The organism is Paenibacillus sp. FSL K6-2859, from assembly GCF_038008265.1.
GTDB lineage: Bacteria > Bacillota > Bacilli > Paenibacillales > Paenibacillaceae > Paenibacillus_AQ > Paenibacillus_AQ nitricinens.
The window spans coordinates 328,372-349,900 of the sequence record NZ_JBBOYU010000001.1 but is presented as its reverse complement, the minus strand read 5'-3'; the positions used below and the strand labels follow the sequence as shown (position 1 = coordinate 349,900).

Here is a 21,529-nt window from a genome sequence, read left to right as displayed (position 1 = left end):
ATTTAATGGCTATCGGATCACCCTCTTCTTATATTCAGAGCTATTTAATTGAATTCTTAATTTCTATCTTGCTGTCTCTATTGATCTCCAGTATATCCAGGAAGAACACAAAAATTGGAATACCGAGAATTAGACCCCATACACCCAAATAATGCTCAGAGAATAACAGAACGATAAAGGTGTAGAACATCGGCAGGTTCATTTTGGATGACATCAGCTTAGGATTCAAGAAGTAGCCTTCAACAAAATGTAGTACAGCAATCATAACGAGTACATAGATCGTCATAGCCAGACCACCAATATTGTAGCCAATAATACACAGCGGAATTAGTGAAATTACAAAGCCTACCACTGGTATCAGACTAAGCAGGAAGATCATGATCGACAAGGCGAATAGATAAGGAAAACCTAAGATCCAGAGTCCAATCACCGTAAAGCATGTATTAAACAGCGCGATCAGTATTTGCGCTTCGATCACTTTACCAAAAGATGAGATGAATTTTCTACCGAAATACTCAAGCTCAACATAGAACCAGGAGATCTTGCTATCTTTAAGACGTGTAGTAAAATTGACAATTCTGTTCTTCTCAAGAATAAAGACAAAGCTCAGAATAGTAGATAATACGAAGCTGGTGCCCCAATTACTTATTTTCAGGACGTATTCAAGACCATCTTTCACATAAGACTGGTAGTTCAAATCCTTAAGCTGGGCAAATAAATACTGCACAATATCGTTCTGCGGAATGTTTGCAGGGGTTAAACTGGTTAGAAAATTTGTTAACTGCTTAATCTGCGTAAAGACCTTCGGTAAATAATTCACTAAGGTCACTACGATCAGCGCAATCAGAGCTAAATACAGAATAACAATAATGACCTTACTGTTGACTGCCACATATTTATTGATCCGCTTCGTAAGCAGCACTTGAAAGCTATTCATTACATAAGCAATCAAAAATGTTAACAGTACTAAATTGAGCATATCTCTAATACTGAATAGCAGCAGGGCAACAAGACCCAAAATAAAAAAACGCCGGACCGTTAAATTCGCGTAATAACGCTTAAATACTTCCATCAGTTCTCTCCATTCGCCTACCAATTAGTACTCTTTTATAGTCTACAGTAAGGAATTCACTTATAGCAACTAGTGATTCGCCTAAATTGGCGAAATTTCTCACTTTTTGTAAACTCCTAAGGAACATAAGGGTAGATGACATCCATTCCATACAGTTCCTCAGCCTTTTATATTCCCCCAGTGGTGTGTAATAAATTAACGATCCGACTCTTCTGATCATAGTTGAGATCAATATGTAGATCTTTGCATAATTGTATAAATGGAACCATCAAGGTCCCTTTCCTCATTTCGGGCGCACTTCCTATCAGAGCTACTCTTTGGTTATTCAGGGTTAATTCCATGGGCGAATCTACATGTTTAATCTGCTCAAGGGTTTGGATTGCGGTTAGATTCTGACTTCCCCCGTTGATTCGAGAGGCGTTCCGGTCTGTTCTCGCATTGATCCCATCCTGAATTTTAAAAGTCAGCGTAATTCCGAGTGAGTCACAGGCGGATAGCAATCGGTCATTGTAAGATCCATAAGGAAAGGCAATCGCTGAATCGGTATTCCCCAGCTCTTCCTTCAGCCTTTGCTCTGCCTTGGCCAAATCACGAGTAACTCTGTTGTAGTACTCCGTATTCATTTCATTTCTGTTCTCATCGTCGATATATAATAAGGCACTGGCCGCTGGCCGCTCCCCACCTTCAGCATCCACGATACCATAATGGTGTAAGTCATACGTGTGACTATAGAATCCCATCCCGTTCCGCTTCATTTCCCGCATCTGTTCCCAGGTAAGCTTCGGCACACTGTTCGGATTGGGGTGATCGATCGTAGACACGATAACGAAATTAACTGCCGTATAACCATATTTTTTTAAGATGGGAAAGGCAAACTCATAGAAGCTCTCATATCCATCATCAAAAGTCAGCAGCACCGCATTATCTGGAACCGAGCCATTATTCAGCATAAATGCTCGATATTGTTCCATCGTAATCACATGAAAGCCTTCTTCCTTCAGCAGCTTCATTTGATCCTCAAACCGATCAACCGATAATATCCAGGGAAACTGTGGCATCGGCTTCTCTGAAAGATGATGGTACATCAGCACAACTACATTGTCTCTGTAGTAAATGCCTTTCGGAAGTGGTCCCTGCTTCTGCCAGTCGATACGCATATTAAGCGCCTGTTCGGCAACAGCCTTGGGAATCATAAGCTCATCAGGCGAGGCCGGGTATGTAGCTACCGTCTTAATGATTTGACCGTTCACATTTATAGTAACTGCAGAAGACTCACGTTGATTATTGATAATAGCAGCGAGGCTTATTAGCAGAACGATGACTAAAAGAATCATATATTTTTTCGTATGCACTTTGAATCTCCTTAAAATGATTTCTTATTCACTATGTAACTACATATTCGGTGACAGTTCCACCTACTTTTGGTTACATTTTCTTTTTATTTGGGTTCATACAATAAAAATAGGAGGCGAACCTTAAGCCCGAACTGGCTTGAGGAACACCTCCTGCAAATGGAGATCTATAAATAATTATATACATCTATATGTAATTATAGACAGTCTAAGGCCTATTCTTGTCTGCAAAGTAATTCTCTTCGCCAAGCTCGTCCACAAACTGCTGCAGCCAATGATAATACTGAACGGCATGCTCCAGCTTTTCCAGATCCTTCAGACAGAATTGCCGCTCTTCCTCCGATGTATCCACAGCTTGAACCAATCCCTCCAGCTCAGGAATAACCATATCCAAAGCATGCCTCATGACATCAATCTCCCGCTGAAGCTTCATCCCGAAAAAGTTCTTAAAAGTCTGAAAGAAATCCGTTTCCACTGCATACAGATCCTTTCGATCCTGCTTCTCCTCCAGCTTGGTGACCATCTTGGAAGCCATCAAAGAACGAACTCCATAGCTCATATTACTCTTGCTCATATTCATCACTTTCTTCATTTCTTCAAGCGTCATCGGCCGGTCTTCAAAGAACATAATCCCATAAAGCTGCCCAAATGAGTAATTGGCACCATATAAGTCCATCGTCTGAGCAATCGCATCGATCATCGGACGCAGTAGCTGCTCACGTGGAGATAAGTCTCTATTCTCTTCACCATAGGCTACCTGTTTCATAGCTGCACCTTCATTCCACTTAGAATCTGTCCTTTTATTTTACACAAAATAGCAAGTACTTTCGCTAATCTCTTAAATTTTTACATAATCTCGCATCGATCTTTACGCCCGCTTGACCACGTAGCCGCCATATGAGTGTACAATTTTTTTTGAACGGAGGAGCTTTCCTCAGAATTATACCGCAAAAAACAGAAGATGGAATGGGGTATCGACAGAAATATGAAACGCTCAAGATTTATAGGTGAGTTGAAACCGGTGCTCTTTACCTTGCCGGCAATGATTCCATTCGTTGTATTTTGGCTTGCGCCATTACTTTATGTATTTTATCTCAGCTTTAATGAATGGGACTTCATGAGCCCTGAGAAAACCTTTGTCGGACTAACCAACTACCTGGATCTGTTCAGCAACCCTGCCTTCTATAAAGCACTAAGAGTAACCCTGTTATTCTGTGCGGGAAGTGTACTGCCCGTTATTCTGATCGGACTAGGACTAGCACTCCTGATGAACGGGAGACTGAAAGGCTCCACTCTCTATCAGGTGCTGCTTTTCTCCCCTTGGGTCACGCCGACAGTGGCGGTATCGATTGTTTGGTCCTGGATTTATGAACCGGAAATTGGCTTGGCCAATACCGTACTTGATTTCTTAGGTCTAGAAAAAATCGGTTGGCTTCAAGACCCGAAATGGGCGCTGCTCGGCGTTCTGCTCGTGACCATATGGAAATCGGTCGGTTGGGCAATGATTTTTTACTTGGTGGCACTCCGTAATGTTCCTTCTGATCTGCTGGAAGCTGCTGAACTGGATGGAGCAAATGTTGTTCAGAAATTCATTCGCATTATTTTACCGCTAATCTCGCCAACGACACTGTTTCTGTTCATCGTACAGATCATCGGGGCATTACAGGCTTACGACCAGATTAACGTACTCACACAAGGCGGACCGTCGGGTTCAACGCGCACTTTGCTCTATATGTATTATCAGTCTGCCTTTGAAGCTTTTCAGATTGGAGAAGCCTCAAGTGTCGCAATGGTTCTGGTATTTATATGCATGCTGCTCTCCGTAGTCTCACTAGAGGTTAGTAAACGGACAACCCATTATCAATAACAACTGCTGAAAGGAGAACGACTGATGAATGCAACGATCGTACGCGTGGGCACACTGGCCCGCCATCTATTTTTTGCAGCTATTGCACTGATCATGGCCTTCCCCTTCTATTGGATGGTCACCAGCGCCTTAAAAACCAATGATGAAATCTGGCAGTCTCCACCCACGATCTGGCCGAAAGAGCCGCTGTGGAGTAACTTTTCAGCCGCCTGGCACGAAGCCCCTTTCTTCAGATATATGGGCAATAGCGTATTTGTCGCCGTGTCGATTGTTATTTTGCAGGTGATAAATTCCGGAATGATGGCTTATGCGCTTACGCATATGAAATTCCGCTTCAGAGGGCTGTTCGCGGGGGTTATCCTTTTCGGCTATATGGTTCCTGCCACCGCCGTTTATCTTCCCGGATATTTGGTATTATCCCAGCTTCACTTACTGGATTCATATGCCGGGTTGATTCTATCTAACTGTGTAAGTGTCTTCTCCATCTTTCTAATTCGGCAAGCCTTCCTTCAGGTTCCCCATGAGCTGGTGGAGGCTGGAGAAGTAGATGGTTCCTCGCATATGCGGATTCTCTGGACCATTCTTGTCCCCATTACACGTTCTTCCTTTGCAGTGCTAGCCCTGATCACCTTCATTGATCAGTACAATAACTATTTCTGGCCAATGCTTATCACCAAAGATCCTAATCTACAGCTGGTCTCGGCCGGTCTGCGTAGTTTCTTCACTCAAGGAGGTGCTTACGGATTGAAATGGCCGCTGATCATGGCCGCTAGTGCATTCACCATCGCCCCGTTGCTGCTTGTATTTCTATTAGCTCAGAAAACGATCATGCAAAGCGTCAACATGACCGCTGGTTCCAGCAAAGGATAAGTTAACAATTCTATTTTATAAGAGGAGAATGATGATGAACGTATTGAAGAGACTGTCCGCCCTATCTTTGGTTGCCGGATTTACAATGTTAACAGCTTGCGGAGGGAATACGAATACGGGCAATGTTACAGCGGCGAATGGAGCTTCTTCCGCCCCCTCCACAGAGGCTGCACCCACACAAAAGGCACCGGTAACAATCGAATTTTGGTATGGTCTCGGCGGCAAGCTTGGTGAGAATATGGAGGCACTGATTCAGAAATTCAACGCCTCTCAGCAAGAGGTCATTGTCAAAGGTATCGCGCAGGCAGACTACACTGAAACCGAGCAGAAGCTGCAAGCGGCGATTGCTACAGGAAAAGTGCCCGCTGCTGCTCTCTCCTCCAATGTAGATTGGGCCCGCAAAGGATATTTCGCTCCGATAGATGAGCTTATGGCATTGCAGCCAGATTTTAATAAAGAGGATTTTGTCCAAACCTTTCTAAATCAGGGCCAAATCGATGGCAAGCAATATTTCCTGCCGATGTATGGAACGACGCAGGTTATGTACTATCGTAAAGATACTTTTGAGAAGAATGGCATTGATGCGAGCACTCTAAAGACTTGGGAAGACCTAGCTGCTGCAGCTGAGAAAATGACCGTGAAGGACGGTGGTAAAACCACTTTCTACGGTTGGGAGCCGATGTGGGGTCCAGAGAACATGATTGATGCTGTGCTCAGCAAAGGAGGCACTATCCTTAGTGAAGATGGGAAACAGGTCATGATCGACTCCAAAGAGTGGATCGAAACCTGGGATTTGTTCCGCAAGTGGATTCACGAGGATAAGATCATGCGGATTCATTCTGGGGGCCAAGGCTGGGAGTATTGGTACAAGACAATTGACGATGTTATGAAGGGTCAATCCGCAGGTTACACCGGCTCCAGTGGCGATCAGGGCGACTTGGACTTCAGCATTGTATCAGCTATGGAGCAGCCAGGCTGGGCAGGGGTTGGCGAGGGAAAACCGGTAGCCCAAGCATTGATGGCCGGAATTTTATCCAAAGCTAGCGACAGCGAGAAGGAAGCTGCTATGAAATGGCTAACCTATTTCACGGGTGCTGAGAATACTGCCTTCTGGTCGATTAATACGGGTTATATTTCGGTACGCCAATCCGCTTTGCAAGACCCGGCGTTTGTGTCGTTCAGCGAAAGCAATCCACAGATTAAGGTTCCGTTGATGCAAGCGTCTCATGGTTCTGCACCCTTCCAAGACCCAACTGGCGGCAAAATCAACGATGCACTGAAAATCGCCGCAGATAAGGTACAAATTGAGAATATCCCTGCCGCACAAGCACTAAAGGAAGCGCAAGAAACGGCGCAAGCAGCACTTGATAAATTAAAATAAAGGGCGGTGGACTTTATGTCTGAGCTCATCACTCCACAAGGCAGATACGCTGTAGCCGCTATTCTATTCGATAAGGATGGTACGCTGCTCCAGTTCGTATCCCTCTGGGGCAGCTGGGGCGAATATTTTTTAGAGAGATTCACAGAGTATATGAAGCAAAAAGGACTAAAGATTACAGAAGAACAGCTCCCTGCACTAATGGGAACGGTACACAATACCCAGGGGAGCATTACCGATTATGATCGCAACGGACCGCTGGCTATGGGAACTATGAGTGATCTCTATGCCATCCTGTCTTGGCAAGGTTATCTGCAAGGTTTATCTTGGGCGGAGTCCATGGAGCTTGTTCATCAGTGCCGTCTGGAAGCGGATGTTATGCTGGAAGAGAAACGCCCTGTTCACTCGCTTCCCGGACTTCATCGTTTTCTTGATGAGTGTGTGAGTGCAGGCCTCCCTCTCGCTGTGGTGACCGCTGATGAAACAGATGCCGCAGAGAAACATCTTCAATGGCTCGGTATAAGGCACTATTTCTCTGAGGTCATTGGAACAGACCTCGTGGATCAGGGTAAACCTTTCCCTGACATGGTGCGACTGGCCTGCGAAAGGTTGGCCGTAGAACCTGCGCACACAGCAGTTATCGGTGATACTAATGGGGATATGCGAATGGCTAAAGTAGCGGGCGTACAGTTAGCCATAGGAATCTCTGAAAATGAAGACATTATTGCTTCGTCGCATATTCTCCCGGATGCAGATCTCATTGTGAGATCTTATGCCGAGCTTAGAATCGAGGTTACTCCCTAGTGAAAATAGAAGGAATATGGGCATGGATGTTTCTGACGCTAGCTATTGTGTTCGAGCTCTCAGGGACCATCTCGATGAAAATATCTCAAGGGTTCACGCAGCTCTGGCCTTCCGTGCTCATGTTCCTGTTCTATGGAGCCAGCTTCACCTCTCTGAATTATGCCCTTACCTCTATTAAGGTAGGCGTTGCTTATGCGATATGGTCAGGGGCGGGAATTATCCTGATATCCTTCATAGGGGCCCTCTTTTTCGATGAAAAGCTAACCCTATCCTCCCTGCTATGGATAGCCGTTATCATTACCGGGATCATAGGGCTGAACATTAGCGGCAAGACACATTAGCGAACAGCAACAATATTTCATAGGTTCATAGATCAAGGAGGATGCCTAAACATGAGTACGAACATCACACCTGAGGAAAAACCTGTTGTCACCTTTCAAATCATCACGGATACCCATGTCACCGCTGACCGAAATCATGAGTACAATCTTAACTTTGAGCTGGCACTCCGTGATATAGCAGCGCATGGAGAAGGCAGTAGCGGGATTATGCATATCGGTGATGTCACAGACCACGGATTCCCTGCGGAATACGAAGAAATGCTTCGTATTCTCCATCCGTACAAAGCTGACTTGCCCAATATTACCTTTACCTTAGGGAACCATGATGTAGCCCTTGGAAATTGGGAGTCACGCTTAGGGATGTATACTTCGCAGACTGGCATGTCTGGGCCTTATCATGATCACTGGATCAATGGTTATCACTTTATTTTTCTAGGGACAGAACAAGGCTTGCTCAAATTCTGTGATCTTTCCTCTGCACAGCTGGATTGGCTGGATCATAAGCTCGAAGAGCAATCTTCGCCTGATCAACCGATCTTTCTGTTCCTGCACCAACCACTTAAAGACACCGTAGCTGGATCGCTGGAATCACAAGATTGGTACGGCGTTACACAAGATAAGGAATTAAAAGCGATTCTTTCAAGATACCCTCAGGCCCTGTTATTCACTGGACATACCCATTGGGAGCTGGAGGTGGACAACACTATGTTCCCTGGCCAAGGAGAAATCGCCACGATGTTTAATGCTGCTTCTGTCGCCTACCTTTGGACGAATGAAGATAAGCATAAGACAGGCAGCCAAGGCTTTTATGTGGAAGTGTATAGAGATAAAGTGCTTGTCCGGGGCAGAGATTTCAAAACAGGAACCTGGATTGAAGCTGCACAATATGAGGTAGCTTATCCAGCGGTAAACGTAATATAATTTTCAATAAAAAAACGATTGTGCACAAGGAGTCCTCCCACGCATCAATCGTTTTTTTTGCTGTAGTTATTTAGCTTAGCGTCCAATCGGGGCAACCCGGTAAACCGCTATATCTTCATCTGCAGCATTCGTCTCGCCTTCAATCTGCCAACCAAAGGATAACACCGATGCCAAACGTCCCTTTTCAGCCACGGTCAAAGTCGCCTCAACCGCTTCCTTGCCCTCTTCAAGCTCCAGAACTGCCTCTTTGCCCAGAGCTACCCAAATCCAGCTGCGAATGCCACGAATCGTGTTGTATTTGATCTGGTAGCCTGTCTTCACCGCTTGCTCGAACAGCTCCGGCTGCTCCGACTGCAATGTGCTCAGCTGTTTATAATCAAACTCGTATTCACTCTCGTCAACGGGCAAGTCGCCCTCCGCTACTTTACGAATAATATCCTCATTGGACCAGCCCAAGGCGCGAAGTGATTCTATTAATAAAGCATCCCACTGGGATAACTTTACTGTGTTCAAATTGTCTGACATCCTGATTCCTCCCCTACCTGTATATAGAGTCTACTTATTCCATGAAATCATAAGCAACATAATGGCCCGGACTTATTTCCTGAAGTGTAGAAGTCTCAGCCCTGCCGTACTCTTGCGAATATCCATCTAGAATAATTCTTTGATTAGCGCGTCTAGGGTCCGTCTCCAAAATCGAAGACAGCAGTGCCTTCGTATAAGGATGAATAGGATTCTCGTACAGTTCATCACTTTCAGCTACCTCTACTAGACGACCGCCATACATCACACCGATCCGGTCTGAAATATGCCGTACCATCGATAGATCATGTGCGACAAAAAGATAGGTCAACCCGAATTCGGACTGCAAATCCTCCAGCATATTCACTACCTGAGCCTGAACAGATACGTCCAGTGCTGAAATCGGTTCATCACATACGACAAATTCCGGTTTTACAGACAAGGCTCTGGCAATCGAAATCCGCTGGCGTTGCCCGCCGCTGAATTCATGCGGGAAACGGTACAGATGTTCTCTTTTCAAACCCACCTTCTCCAGCAGTGCCGCAACAGCCTCTTTTCGTTCGTCACCTTCGTGGATGCCGTGGATCTTCATAGGCTCACTGATCAGATCAAGTACATTCAGACTTGGATTGAGTGATGAATAGGGATCTTGAAAGATCGACTGAATGCGTCTGCGAAAAGGCTTTAGCTGCTTCTCTCCAAGCTTGCTGAGCGGCTGCCCGTCAAAAGACACTTCACCATCTGTATAATCATATAATCGCAGCAAGCAGCGCCCAACTGTGGACTTTCCGCTTCCTGACTCTCCAACCAGCCCAAAGGTTTCACCTTGGCGTATCTGAAAGCTTACGCCATCTACCGCCTTAAGCACAGAGGTATCGCGTCCCCACATATCCTTGCCTTTGGAGAAATGTTTTTTCAGATTATTTACGTCCACTAGAATCTTATTCTCACTCAACCGAACCGCTCCCTTCAACACCAGCTACGGCTGGAGTCTCCTGCATACCGTCTGCTAGCCAGCACATTGAACGGTGACCGGGCGATAATTCGATAACCGGAGGACGTTCACTGCAACGGGCAAAAGCATTAGGGCAACGTTCCATAAATGGGCAGCCCGAAGGAGGATTCAACAAATCCGGAGGTGTACCTTCGATAGGAATCAGACGTTCCCGCGATTTGCCTTCGCGTTTTGGAATCGAACGTAGCAGACCTTTCGTGTAAGGATGCTGTGGGCGATAAAAGATATCCTCTACCGTACCTTCCTCCATCACGAGTCCACCATACATTACGATAACCCGTGTACATACCTGAGCGACCACACCCAAGTCATGGGTAATCAGCGCTACGGCTGTACTAGTATTATTTTTCAACTCTTTAAAAAGATCGAGAATTTGCGCCTGTATCGTTACATCGAGCGCAGTCGTCGGCTCATCCGCAATCAATAGCTCTGGCTTACAAGAAAGAGCCATGGCGATCATGACCCGCTGGCGCATCCCGCCGCTGAATTCATGCGGATATTGCTGTAGACGCTGTTCAGGATTATTAATCCCTACCTGACGCAGGATGCTTGCCGCCTCTTTAAGCGCTTCTTGCTTATTTAAACCCCGATGCCGACGGATGACTTCCGTAAGCTGCTGGCCGATTTTTTTTACAGGATTAAGAGAGGTCATAGGGTCCTGAAACACCATTGCTATGCGGTTACCGCGCAGCTTTCTCCACTCTTTTTCCGAAAGATTAGATAAATTCTCACCACGAAATTGAATATTTCCACCGATAATTTTACCTGGAGGTGTAATTAACGACATAATCGCCTTCGCAGTTACACTCTTCCCGCTTCCGGATTCACCAACAATCCCTACGGTTTCTCCAGCATTTATATGAAAGCTAACGCCACGAACTGCTTGATTCTCTCCGTCTCGGGTTTGGAAGGAAACCTTCAAATCCTCAACAGACAATAGCCGTTCTGTCATGATGTCTTCACACTCCTATCTTCGGATCAGCTTTGGTTCAAAGCCAACCCGCAAAATATCGCCCAGAACATTAAAGCTCAATACCGTTAATAGAATCAATAACCCAGGGAATAAAGCCAGATAAGGCGCTTGAGCAATATAGCCCTGCGCGTTATTTAGCATACTGCCCCATGTAGCATTCGGTGGCTGCACCCCAAACCCAAGGAAACTTAAGGAGGACTCCATCATAATCGCCGAAGCGATGCTATTCGTCGCCCCTACAATCACAACCGGCACTAGCCCCGGAAGAATATGACGCCAGATAATTCCAAAATTGCTCTGGCCGGAGGCTTTTGCATAAAGTACATATTCCCGTTCTTTAATCGTCATCGTCTCCGCTCGAATCACACGGGAAATGTTCATCCACATTAATAGTGCAATGATGATAATGATGTTTCCTACACTTGGCTTCAGAAATACGCTGAGCAGCAGCAGAACCAGGAAAGACGGAATGGACATTACTACATCAAGCATCCGCATCAATAGATTATCAATCCACCCGCCAAAATATCCACTGATTACCCCCACCGTCACACCAATGCCAGTGGCAATGATCATTGAAGCAAAACCAACTAATAGAGATACCCGGCCACCATACAATGCGCGGGCAAAATAATCCCGGCCATAGTCATCCGTCCCGAACCAGTGATCGGCTCCCGGTGCTTTCAGACGTGCCAGAACATCCATCGCATTCGGATCATGTCCAGATAAAAAAGCGAATATAGAGCCTAGTGTGAAGATGATTAAAGTAATGAGGGCAAGGGCGCCTAATTTGTTCGTAAATAGCTCATCTCCAACACTTTTCCATTTACTGCGATTCATGAGGTCACCTCGTTAATTTAATTCGTGGGTCCACGAAGCTATATAGAATATCTGCGACCAAGTTGCCGATGATCAGCATTAAAGAAGAGAACAGCGTAATCCCCATAATTACCGGGTAATCCATCCCTTTAACCGCAGTCATCCCCAAGGACCCAATTCCCGGCCAAGAAAATACGGTCTCCGTCACGATTGCACCCGCTACTAGATCGCCCATAGACATCCCGAGCAATGTAATCACCGGAAGCAGCACATGCTTCATTACATGACGGAACAAGATGGTGGTTTTGTTCGATCCAAAGGCATACTGAATTTGTACATATTCCTCTTTAAGCTGTCCAATCGTACTGGAACGGATATATCGTACATAGCTAGCCAAGAATCCAAAGGCAAGGACCGTACAAGGCAAAATCCCATGCTTTAACACATCAACCGCCGATTCTACACCAATCGTACGCATCCCCATAATGGGCAGCAAGTGCAGCTTAATTGCGAATAAATACATCAATAAAATCGCGAGCCAGAACAAAGGCACAGAAATTCCGATATAGGAAATAAAATTAATCAGCTTATCCACCCAACGATTCCGATTTGCTCCAGCAAGCAGTCCCATCGGGATCGCCAGCAAGACAGCAAGCGCAATTGCCGAACCCATCAAACCTGCTGTTGCAGGCAGACGTTCTAGAATTTGATCTAATACGGGCTGATGATTCACAAGGGAATAACCGAAATTCCCCTGCAGTACTTCTTTGATCCATATAAAATATTGAATGTAGGCTGGCTTATCCAGCCCAAGGTTATGCCGGATGCGTTCAATATCATCCGCGTGCATATTCGGCGTAACGAAGGATAATACCGGATCCCCCGGAGCCAGCTTAATCATCGCAAAGCACACAACCGAAACAAAAAACAACATCGGCAGGGTTTGCAGTAATCTTCGGACGATAAGTTGTCTCATACGTTTATTCTCCCAGTTCTATATCGGTAAAAAAGTAAGCTGGATAACCCAGCTTACTTTTTCCCGTTTTTATTTAAGGTAGATTTTCGATAAATCTTCAAAAATAACGACAGGCTTCAAGACTGCTTCTTCAAGACCGCCGTAGTTCTTGGAGACAGCTACAATAGTCTTAGTATTAGCGATTGGATAAATCGGTGCATCGTCTGCAATGATTTCTTGGATCTTCTTATAGATCTCACCACGTTTAGTCACATCTGCTTCTCCTGCACCTTCATTGAACAACTTATCAACCTCAGCATTATTATAATGCGAGTAGTTGGAATCAGCAGTAGAAGTATACAAAATTCTGTAAGCGTCAGGATCGTAACCCATAATATAACCTGCAATTGCAAGTTCAAAATCTGTTGAATTCATATCACTGAACTTCTGACCATATGCCGAGGCATCCATATTTTGCAGTTCAACTTCAGCGCCAATGGCCTTTAGCTTTTGCTGCACGTATAGTGAAATGGCTTCCTGAGCTTTATTTCCGCTCGATACAATCAATCTCAATTTCAGATCGCTAACTCCAGCTGACTTCAGAAGCTCCTTCGCTTTTTCCACATCATTATCGAAAGAAGGTACGTCATTAGTATAGAACAATGCATCCGGAGTCAAGAATGACTTCGCCGGGTCAGCATATTCGCTAGAGGTATAAGCAGCCTGAATGATTTCATCACGGTTTAGTGCTAGAGACAAGGCTTGACGAACTTCTTTTTTCGCAAGAGCGCCTCTATCGCTGTTCGCATTAAACAACAGGTAGGACAATCGGCCTTCACTATAAGGAAGGATCTCGAAATTGTTCGAAGCTTCAATCGTTCCAACATCCTGCGGATCTAGATATTTAATGTTGATCTCACCACTCTGAAGTGCGAGATTCGCAGCATTCGTATCTTTAGCAATCCGGTACGTTACAGAATCAAGATGTGGCTTGCCGCCGAAGTAGTTATCAAATCTCTCGAGTGTAACATATTCGCCCGCTTTATATTCTTTAAATTTAAATGGTCCAGATCCAACAGGATTAGCATTCTTGGTGCTTTTCTCTAGATCCGTCTCATTCTCAAAGATATGCTTTGGAATCGGAAATACTTGCACTAGTGTAGCTTCAAAAGCTGGGCTGACCTGCGGAAGCTTGAACTCTACAGTCAGATCATCCACCTTAACTGCCTTAACGGGTTTATCACCGATGAATAAGTTTGCTCTCAACATGCTGTTTTGCTTCTCATCGAGGATGCTATCAATCGTGAACACGACATCGTCAGCAGTAAGCTTTTCTCCGTCATGCCATGTAAGACCATCTTTAAGCTTCAAAGTATAAGTCAGGTTATCTTCTGACAGTGTCAGGCTGTCTGCCAAGTAGAAGGTCTTCTTACCATCATTTACTTGGAACAGTGGAGCATAGAGTGCTTGGTCAATTGTAAGACTGACACGGTCACCCGCATAGTTCGGATTTAGAATAACAGGATCAGCAGCGACTCCAATAATCAAGTTACCGCCATCTTTTGGTTCAGTGCTTGCCGTCGTTCCTTCAGTAGCCGTAGGCGTCTGATTTGTATTTGTGGAAGCAGCGTTATTCCCTCCGGAGCACGCGCTAATCAAAAATGTTAACAAAACCAAAGTAATAACTCCAGATAATCCTTTACGCATAAGTTTCTCCCCCGTATTCTATGTTCTGTGTGGCTTGTGTTTTTTATATTGTATATCGGAATACTAGGAATTACAATGGATAGCATTTCACATTAATGTAATATTGAGGGAATCGATCAGTGATTTATCCATAGCGCTCATCCTTTGCTGTTCATTTGGTCATCTGTATCTAATTATTCGGTTATTGTACAGCAGATCGTTACGAATTAATATATCTAACACTCATTTACTTTACAGAACTTTGAAAAATAAGGATTATTGCCGCTCTCCTGTAAATATATTGAGAACATAAGGATCATCCAAGGAAAGAGGGGCGTTCCCCAAGGAGGCGGCAATGACGGAAAACAAGATTCGCGTATTGATCGGCAGTCCAATTCACCAGAAGCCTACGGTTTTAAAAGAATTCCTGAATTCCCTGCTTCGTCTGAACGTAGCCAATATCGAGCTGGATTTCCATCTAATTGATGATAATGATGGTCAGGAATCTAGTCGGCTGCTCCAGGAATTCAAAAGTATGGGTGATCATATTTATCTTCAGAGCTCCGGCTTTCACGATGCGTATATTCGCAATGATACTACCCACTTCTGGAATACCGATTTAGTCTGGAAAGTAGCCAATTTTAAGAATCTCATGATCAACCGCGCTCAAACCTTGAACTATGATTATTTATTCCTTATTGACTCTGATCTCATTCTCCATCCTGATACCCTCAGACATCTAATAGGTACGAACAAGGATATTATTTCAGAGGTGTTCTGGACGCAGTGGCAGCCAGAGACTATGTTTCAGCCGCAGGTATGGATGCACGACGAATACAATCAATGGGAGCTACTGCCCGGTGAAAAACTGCAACCAGAGGAGATTAATCGCAGATTTCATGAATTCATAGCAAAGATGCGGATTCCAGGAATCTATGAGGTAGGCGGACTCGGGGCTTGTACATTGATTAGTCAGCATGCGATAAAAGCCGGCGTTAGCTATAATCAAATTCGCAACATTTCATACTGGGGGGAAGACCGTCATTTCTGCATTCGTGCCGCAGCCCTTGGCATCCCCTTGTTCGTCGATACCCATTATCCGGCGCTACACTTGTATAGAGACAGTGATTTGAGTAAAGCTGAGGCTTTCATCAAAGAAACTACGGAGCTCAAAGCTGAAGCCACTGATACTGGGAACAATTCATCTACGGACGAAGTACCTGAATCAGTAATGCAGACACCCACCACAAACAATCCAAACAACGAAAGTTCCAAAGAGACAATCCCCCCAGCCAGAAAGCGGCCCAAGCTAACCCTGACCATGGTTGTGAAAAATGAAAGTGGACGTTTTCTGCGACAGGTTCTGGAGGAGCATCGCAAATACATCGACGAGGCCGTCATTATCGATGATGGCAGCACCGATAATTCAGCAGCGATCTGCCTGGAGGTACTTGAAGGCATCCCCGTTCATCTGGTGCACAATACCATATCCAAATTCAGCAATGAAATCGAGCTGCGAAAGCAGCAATGGGAAGAGGTTCTGAAGACGAAGCCCGAGTGGATTCTAAGTCTGGATGCAGACGAAATCTTTGAAGCAAGTTTCGCGGCAAATATCGAACCCTTGCTGTACGCTGACGAGGTCGATCTATTCTGTTTCCGTCTCTACGATTTATGGAACGCCACTCATTACAGAGAAGATATTTACTGGCGCTCTCATATGAACTATCGTCCTTTTCTGCTTCGTTATAAAGAAGACTTCAACTATGTATGGAACGAATCTCCACAGCACTGTGGGCGATTCCCGGAGAATGTCTTCGAGCTACCCCACCAGCTAAGCAACTTGCGACTCAAGCATCTCGGTTGGTCGAAGGCAGAGTTCCGCTTAGAAAAATATCTGCGTTACATGCTCCTTGATCCCGATGGCCAATACGGCTGGAAGGAGCAATACCTGTCCATTCTGGATGAACACCCTCATTTAATACCTTGGGTGGAGTGAGTGTAATCATAAAAATGACGTCCACAAAACCTTAATGGCTTTGTGGACGTCTTTTATTTTCACATAGTACAATCCGTTTTGCTAACTTCCTCTTATTCAGTACGCTGTGGTTCATCGACATCTGGTTTGATTATGCTCACCGTCAGCTCGCCGCCGGATTCGTCTACTTGAATCACTGTACCTTCTGCGGCTTCACCAGCAATGATCGCACGTGCCACACGGGTCTCCAGACTACGCTGGATGAAGCGTTTCAGCGGTCTCGCCCCATACACTGGATCAAAACCTTCCTTAGCGATAAAACGTACCGCCGGCTCAGTTAACTCAAGACCAATCCCCCGTTCAGCAAGGCGCAAACGTAATCCATCTACCAGTTTGTCCACGATTTTCTCGATCTCGCCCAGGGTCAACGGCTTGAACATCACAATATCGTCAACCCGGTTCAGAAACTCCGGACGGAATTGACCACTCAGTTCCTTCATCACTCTGTCCTTAGCAGCCTCCGTAAGCTGACCCTTCTCATCGGTGCCTTGAATCAGATGTGGTGAACCGATATTTGAGGTCATGATAATGATCGTGTTCTTGAAGTCGACCATCCGGCCCTGTGAATCGGTCAGCCGTCCATCATCAAGCAGCTGCAGTAGAATATTAAATACATCGGGGTGCGCCTTCTCCACTTCATCGAGCAGAACAACCGTATAAGGCTGACGCCGCACGGCTTCTGTGAGCTGTCCACCTTCCTCATACCCGACATATCCCGGAGGTGCACCGACCAAGCGAGAAACACTGTGCTTCTCCATATACTCCGACATATCAATACGAATCATGCCATCTTCGCGATCAAACAGAGAGACTGCAAGCGATTTAGCCAGCTCCGTCTTCCCTACGCCAGTCGGGCCGAGGAACAGGAAGGAACCGATTGGTCGATTCGGATCTTTGATCCCTGCTCTAGCCCGGAGCACAGCATCGGCCACTAAGCTGACCGCTTCATCTTGGCCCACAACTCGTTCATGCAGCGTATCTTCCAGACGCAATAGCTTATCCCGTTCGCCTTCAACCAGTCGGCTGACCGGCACACCCGTCCAGCGCGATACAATATCTGCAATCTCCTCCTCGGTTACAGCTTCACGCAATAATCTTGTATCCTGATCCTGCTGTGCCGCTTCTTCTGCTGCTTTCAATTGCCGCTCCAGATCAGGAATGATGCCATAGCTAAGTTCCGCCGATTTATTCAGATCGTATTCCTCCTGTGCATCGACCAAATCCTTGCGGGCTTGCTCCAACCGTTTTTTGAGGTCCCGGATGCCTTGAATCGCTGATTTTTCCTTCTCCCAACGTGCAGTCATCCCAAGCTGCTTCTCCTTGAGATCAGCGAGTTCACGTTGTAAGATTTCCAGACGGCGTTTGCTGGCGTCATCCGTTTCTTTTTTGAGCGCTGCTTCTTCAATCTCCATCTGCATCAGACGGCGGGTCACTTCATCCATCTCACCTGGCATGGAGTCAATCTCCGTCCGGATCATGGCGCAGGCTTCATCCACTAAGTCGATCGCTTTGTCCGGCAAAAAACGATCCGTAATGTAGCGGTTAGACAGAACGCCAGCAGCGACAAGGGCGCTGTCATGGATTTTGACTCCATGATGGACTTCGAAACGTTCCTTTAACCCACGCAGAATCGAGATCGTATCCTCAACATCCGGTTCGCTGACCAGCACCTGTTGGAAACGGCGTTCCAGCGCAGGGTCCTTCTCTATATACTTGCGGTATTCATCGAGCGTTGTGGCACCGATACAGTGCAGTTCACCCCGGGCCAGCATCGGCTTCAGCATATTGCCCGCGTCCATCGAGCCTTCGGTTTTACCTGCGCCTACTATCGTGTGCAGCTCATCAATAAACAGAATAATACGGCCGTTACTTTCACGAACTTCCCTCAGTACCGCCTGCAGACGTTCTTCAAATTCACCACGGAACTTCGCGCCTGCTACAAGGGAACTCATATCCAGTGAGAAAATCGTCTTATCCTTCAGTCCCTCTGGCACGTCCTTGCGTACAATCCGGTGAGCCAAGCCTTCTACAATCGCAGTTTTCCCTACACCTGGCTCACCGATGAGGACAGGGTTATTCTTCGTTTTACGGGACAGAATACGGATCACACGGCGTATCTCTGCGTCTCGTCCGATAACGGGATCGATCTTGCCCGCGCGAACCTCTGCTACAAGATCACGCCCGTATTTCTCAAGTACCTCATAAGTAGCCTCCGGCTCCCGACTCGTCACACGCTGATGCCCACGAATCTCAGCAAGGATAGACATCAGCTTCTCGCGTGTTAATCCACGACTGACAAAAAGATCACGCAGCTCTCGATTCTCCCTGCTCGAATCCGACACCATGGCCAGCACTGCATGCTCTACCGAAACAAACTCATCTTGCATTTTCGCTGCTTCTTTCTCCGCCTGTTCCAGCAGATGAATCAGCGATTGCGAGGCATAACGCCGTACCGTGCTTGCCCCTGATCCGCTTATGCTTGGCTTACGCTGAAGCAGTTCATCCGTGCTTCGCAGCATCTCAGCTACGGGTACATTCATCTTTTGCAGCAGTCTTGGCAGTAAGCCTTCTTGCTGCTGGAGTAACGCTTTTAACAGATGGAGATTATCGATCTCCTGATGACCGCTGTCTGAAGCAAGCGACTGCGCCGCAGCCACTGCTTCCTGCAGCTTTTGAGTAAGTTTATTGAAATCCATAGCTCTCTCACCTTTCTATTTAAGAATGATATATGGGATCGGCCGTTTGGACCGGGATCGGTTAGATTAGCGGGATTAATCCCGTACATTTGGGCGAATCGGCCGCATTTGGCGCAATCCGTGGCTTTTTTGCTCTTCTTTTTGCACATTGAGCCACATTCGGTGCAATCCGTGGCTTTTTTGCTCTTCTTTTCGCTCATTGAGCCACATTTGGCGCAATCCGAGGCATTTTTGCCTTTCTTTTCGCTCATTAAGTCACATTCGTTGCAATCCGTGGCTTTTTTGCTCTTCTTTTCGCTCACCGAGCCGAAATCCACGCGATCCAAGGTATTTTTACCTTTGTTTTACCCGACGTGCCTTCACTACTCGTTTCAGCATAAGTCTCTTCTATAGTTAGTTTCTAATCAAGTTACTTTTCTACAACTAGCATTCCATTTCCCCTATTCACCAGCCTGAGTTGACCTCCAACACGCGAAATCACCTTTACTTCTACCTCTACCTACCTAATTAATTACCCACTTTTGCCTTCGGGCGCTGCGCACTAGCGCTTTGACGTTTAGCTCTAGCCTCGAAATGGCTGGATTCAGCCAGTTTACGGTACAAATCCTTCTCCGCTTCGCTGATTGGCTCAGGGACAACAATGTCAATTCCAAATAAAATATCACCGTTCGTACCATTTTCTCGCTTCAAACCTTTACCCGGGATGCGCAGCGTTTTACCACTTTGAATTCCTGCAGGAATCTTCAATTTCACGGCACCGCCACCCGGTAATGGAACCTTCACCTCTCCACCTAATACCGCTTGCCATGGAGCAACTTCAACCGTGCCGTATAAGTCGCCAGCTCGAAGCTCGTATATATCATGAGAAAGAATATGAAGTGCCAGCAGTATATCGCCACCGGGAGCTATGCCATTCTGAGTGTTACCTGCGATTTTTAAAATTGTGCCTTCACTAGATCCCGCCGGAACTTGAACGTCCACAGTTTTATCACCGATCTGCACTCTTACAGTTGCTCCCTTATAGGCCTGCTCCAATGTAATATCCAGCTGCGCCTGCGCCCTACTGCGCGCCTCACCCCATGGATTGCCGTTCGAACGCCCACTACCACTACTAGAAAAGAAATCAAAGCCAGCGCGATCCGCCGATCCCCGATTCCCAAAAAACATTCCGAACAAATCTTCCTCCGAAATACCAGAACCTCCTGCAGAATAAGTTCCGCCGCCCCAGCTTCCACCAAAGTTTGAATCCCACGAAGAGGCTCCGTTCGACGCACCTCCACCACCTCTGCCACGCTGAGCCCCATAAAGCAGCTCCTCATCGTAAAGCTTGCGTTTCTCCTCATTACTCAGCACTTCATAGGCTTCAGCTGCTTCTTTGAATTTCGCCTCTGCCTCAGGGGCTTTGTTCACATCGGGATGCCACTTCTTGGCCAGCTTTTGATAAGCCTTTTTAATTTCCTGTTTAGTTGCTGTTTTGCTCACGCCCAAAGCATCATAATAGCTGTTGTTAGCCACTCGGATTCCTCCTTTCAACGCTTTATTAAATACAACTCATCGTATGATTCCGAGAAAAGACGCACCATAGCCGGAATCCTCCACTACAATGCGCCTTCTATACATAACCTTATATTAAAAGCTCGCTGCCTATCTCTAAGATGCTGAACGGAAACTAATTCCGTCTAAATTATGCTTATTCAGACTGCGAAGCGCTAGAATCTCCATCTTGAATCTCAATGCGTTTCCCTGGCGGTTTTTGCTGTTTTGGAACCTCCAGCTTCAGTAATCCGTCTTTTAAAGACGCGCGAATCTCTTCCACTGCAATATCCTGAACATAGAATCTGCGAACATATTCACCATATCGACGTTCTCTACGTACAATTTGATGCTCCTTGTTCTCCTCCGCATTCTCTTCCTTCCGCACCGCTTTAATCGTCAAGTAAGGACTGGCATAATCAATGTCGATTTCTTCTTTTTTAAAGCCAGGAAGTTCAGCTTCAATCAGGTAAGCCTGCTCACTCTCGCGAATATCCGTTCTGAAGGACATCGTGGAGCTCTTGATCGGCGCAAAAAAATCATCATTAAAAACATCATTTAAAGACTTAGCCAGCATACCAAAAGCATCCTCTCTACGTTTACCAAAAGGAACCAAATCAAACATTATCCATTCTCCTCTCATTGACTTTGACTTTATTTGACCTATGACCTTATTATAGTCCCCTATCA

Annotated in this window: 19 protein-coding genes; 7 read left to right on the top strand and 12 right to left on the bottom strand. The window is 45.9% G+C overall.

Annotation, left to right across the window (positions count from 1 at the left end; all coding sequences use genetic code 11):
* Nucleotides 1–40 precede the first annotated feature (40 nt).
* From MHB64_RS01600 to MHB64_RS01590, 3 genes are all read right to left on the bottom strand, one after another.
* Nucleotides 41–1,072, bottom strand: coding sequence for an AI-2E family transporter (locus MHB64_RS01600; protein ID WP_094874218.1), 1,032 nt, complete (start codon nt 1,070–1,072; stop codon nt 41–43).
* Between the two features lie 167 nt (nt 1,073–1,239).
* Nucleotides 1,240–2,424 carry a polysaccharide deacetylase family protein gene (locus MHB64_RS01595; protein ID WP_094874217.1) on the bottom strand — a complete coding sequence of 395 codons (1,185 nt, stop codon included), beginning with the start codon at nt 2,422–2,424 and terminating at the stop codon, nt 1,240–1,242.
* Between the two features lie 208 nt (nt 2,425–2,632).
* Entirely contained in the window at nt 2,633–3,190 is a 558-nt protein-coding gene (locus MHB64_RS01590; protein ID WP_094874216.1) for a GbsR/MarR family transcriptional regulator, read from the bottom strand.
* Nucleotides 3,191–3,409: 219 nt separating this feature from the next.
* Between MHB64_RS01590 and MHB64_RS01585 the strand changes: the two genes are divergently transcribed.
* From MHB64_RS01585 to MHB64_RS01560, 6 genes are read left to right on the top strand one after another with little or no spacing between them, the layout of a single operon-like run.
* Nucleotides 3,410–4,291 (top strand): carbohydrate ABC transporter permease, encoded by an 882-nt coding sequence (locus MHB64_RS01585; RefSeq protein WP_094874224.1) that lies wholly within the window; start codon nt 3,410–3,412, stop codon nt 4,289–4,291.
* Nucleotides 4,292–4,315: 24 nt separating this feature from the next.
* Nucleotides 4,316–5,161: a carbohydrate ABC transporter permease gene (locus MHB64_RS01580; protein WP_094877251.1), complete on the top strand. Its 846-nt coding sequence runs from the start codon at nt 4,316–4,318 to the stop codon at nt 5,159–5,161.
* Between the two features lie 34 nt (nt 5,162–5,195).
* On the top strand, nt 5,196–6,542 hold the full coding sequence (locus MHB64_RS01575; protein ID WP_094874223.1) for an ABC transporter substrate-binding protein: 1,347 nt from the start codon (nt 5,196–5,198) through the stop codon (nt 6,540–6,542).
* Nucleotides 6,543–6,557: 15 nt separating this feature from the next.
* Nucleotides 6,558–7,343 (top strand): HAD family hydrolase, encoded by a 786-nt coding sequence (locus tag MHB64_RS01570; protein ID WP_341133568.1) that lies wholly within the window; start codon nt 6,558–6,560, stop codon nt 7,341–7,343.
* On the top strand, nt 7,343–7,684 hold the full coding sequence (locus MHB64_RS01565; protein ID WP_373455835.1) for a DMT family transporter: 342 nt from the start codon (nt 7,343–7,345) through the stop codon (nt 7,682–7,684). Before MHB64_RS01570 ends, MHB64_RS01565 begins: the two co-directional genes overlap by 1 nt.
* Nucleotides 7,685–7,735: 51 nt before the next feature.
* Nucleotides 7,736–8,605, top strand: coding sequence for a metallophosphoesterase family protein (locus MHB64_RS01560; protein ID WP_094877248.1), 870 nt, complete (start codon nt 7,736–7,738; stop codon nt 8,603–8,605).
* Between the two features lie 75 nt (nt 8,606–8,680).
* Here the strand turns inward: MHB64_RS01560 and MHB64_RS01555 are convergent, their stop codons facing one another.
* From MHB64_RS01555 to MHB64_RS01530, 6 genes are all read right to left on the bottom strand, one after another.
* Nucleotides 8,681–9,130 (bottom strand): hypothetical protein, encoded by a 450-nt coding sequence (locus MHB64_RS01555; RefSeq protein ID WP_094877247.1) that lies wholly within the window; start codon nt 9,128–9,130, stop codon nt 8,681–8,683.
* Nucleotides 9,131–9,164: 34 nt separating this feature from the next.
* Nucleotides 9,165–10,082 (bottom strand): ABC transporter ATP-binding protein, encoded by a 918-nt coding sequence (locus MHB64_RS01550; RefSeq protein WP_306440471.1) that lies wholly within the window; start codon nt 10,080–10,082, stop codon nt 9,165–9,167.
* Nucleotides 10,075–11,094, bottom strand: coding sequence for an ABC transporter ATP-binding protein (locus MHB64_RS01545; protein WP_341133567.1), 1,020 nt, complete (start codon nt 11,092–11,094; stop codon nt 10,075–10,077). Before MHB64_RS01545 ends, MHB64_RS01550 begins: the two co-directional genes overlap by 8 nt.
* 15 nt (nt 11,095–11,109) lie before the next feature.
* The gene (locus MHB64_RS01540; protein WP_094874209.1) at nt 11,110–11,955 is read right to left on the bottom strand and encodes an ABC transporter permease; all 846 of its coding nucleotides are present in this window, start codon (nt 11,953–11,955) and stop codon (nt 11,110–11,112) included.
* Between the two features lie 4 nt (nt 11,956–11,959).
* On the bottom strand, nt 11,960–12,910 hold the full coding sequence (locus MHB64_RS01535) for an ABC transporter permease (RefSeq protein WP_094874208.1): 951 nt from the start codon (nt 12,908–12,910) through the stop codon (nt 11,960–11,962).
* Between the two features lie 69 nt (nt 12,911–12,979).
* A complete protein-coding gene (locus tag MHB64_RS01530) occupies nt 12,980–14,596 on the bottom strand; it encodes an ABC transporter substrate-binding protein (RefSeq protein ID WP_094874207.1) in 1,617 nt (538 codons plus the stop codon).
* 334 nt (nt 14,597–14,930) lie between these two features.
* On the opposite strand from MHB64_RS01530, the gene MHB64_RS01525 reads away from it, so the two are divergent.
* Nucleotides 14,931–16,571, top strand: a complete 1,641-nt coding sequence (locus MHB64_RS01525) for a glycosyltransferase family 2 protein (RefSeq protein WP_341133566.1) — start codon at nt 14,931–14,933, stop codon at nt 16,569–16,571.
* A gap of 92 nt (nt 16,572–16,663) precedes the next feature.
* Here MHB64_RS01525 and clpB read toward each other — a convergent pair whose 3' ends face one another.
* The 3 genes from clpB to MHB64_RS01510 form a co-directional block, all read right to left on the bottom strand.
* Nucleotides 16,664–19,306 carry an ATP-dependent chaperone ClpB gene (gene clpB, locus MHB64_RS01520; RefSeq protein WP_341133565.1) on the bottom strand — a complete coding sequence of 881 codons (2,643 nt, stop codon included), beginning with the start codon at nt 19,304–19,306 and terminating at the stop codon, nt 16,664–16,666.
* Nucleotides 19,307–19,813: 507 nt separating this feature from the next.
* Nucleotides 19,814–20,821 carry a DnaJ C-terminal domain-containing protein gene (locus tag MHB64_RS01515; protein WP_341133564.1) on the bottom strand — a complete coding sequence of 336 codons (1,008 nt, stop codon included), beginning with the start codon at nt 20,819–20,821 and terminating at the stop codon, nt 19,814–19,816.
* Nucleotides 20,822–20,996: 175 nt separating this feature from the next.
* Entirely contained in the window at nt 20,997–21,464 is a 468-nt protein-coding gene (locus MHB64_RS01510) for an Hsp20/alpha crystallin family protein (protein ID WP_341133563.1), read from the bottom strand.
* Between the last annotated feature and the right edge of the window lie 65 nt (nt 21,465–21,529).

Excerpts from the sequence above, each read along its gene's own strand:
- MHB64_RS01585 (WP_094874224.1), top strand. The coding sequence starts at position 3,410 with ATGAAACGCTCAAGATTTATAGGTGAGTTGAAACCGGTGCTCTTTACC.
- MHB64_RS01590 (WP_094874216.1), bottom strand. The coding sequence starts at position 3,190 with ATGAAACAGGTAGCCTATGGTGAAGAGAATAGAGACTTATCTCCACGT.
- MHB64_RS01545 (WP_341133567.1), bottom strand. The coding sequence starts at position 11,094 with ATGACAGAACGGCTATTGTCTGTTGAGGATTTGAAGGTTTCCTTCCAA.
- MHB64_RS01575 (WP_094874223.1), top strand. The coding sequence starts at position 5,196 with ATGAACGTATTGAAGAGACTGTCCGCCCTATCTTTGGTTGCCGGATTT.
- MHB64_RS01580 (WP_094877251.1), top strand. The coding sequence starts at position 4,316 with ATGAATGCAACGATCGTACGCGTGGGCACACTGGCCCGCCATCTATTT.
- clpB (WP_341133565.1), bottom strand. The coding sequence starts at position 19,306 with ATGGATTTCAATAAACTTACTCAAAAGCTGCAGGAAGCAGTGGCTGCG.
- MHB64_RS01600 (WP_094874218.1), bottom strand. The coding sequence starts at position 1,072 with ATGGAAGTATTTAAGCGTTATTACGCGAATTTAACGGTCCGGCGTTTT.
- MHB64_RS01530 (WP_094874207.1), bottom strand. The coding sequence starts at position 14,596 with ATGCGTAAAGGATTATCTGGAGTTATTACTTTGGTTTTGTTAACATTT.
- MHB64_RS01535 (WP_094874208.1), bottom strand. The coding sequence starts at position 12,910 with ATGAGACAACTTATCGTCCGAAGATTACTGCAAACCCTGCCGATGTTG.
- MHB64_RS01570 (WP_341133568.1), top strand. The coding sequence starts at position 6,558 with ATGTCTGAGCTCATCACTCCACAAGGCAGATACGCTGTAGCCGCTATT.
- MHB64_RS01525 (WP_341133566.1), top strand. The coding sequence starts at position 14,931 with ATGACGGAAAACAAGATTCGCGTATTGATCGGCAGTCCAATTCACCAG.
- MHB64_RS01560 (WP_094877248.1), top strand. The coding sequence starts at position 7,736 with ATGAGTACGAACATCACACCTGAGGAAAAACCTGTTGTCACCTTTCAA.
- MHB64_RS01510 (WP_341133563.1), bottom strand. The coding sequence starts at position 21,464 with ATGTTTGATTTGGTTCCTTTTGGTAAACGTAGAGAGGATGCTTTTGGT.
- MHB64_RS01540 (WP_094874209.1), bottom strand. The coding sequence starts at position 11,955 with ATGAATCGCAGTAAATGGAAAAGTGTTGGAGATGAGCTATTTACGAAC.
- MHB64_RS01555 (WP_094877247.1), bottom strand. The coding sequence starts at position 9,130 with ATGTCAGACAATTTGAACACAGTAAAGTTATCCCAGTGGGATGCTTTA.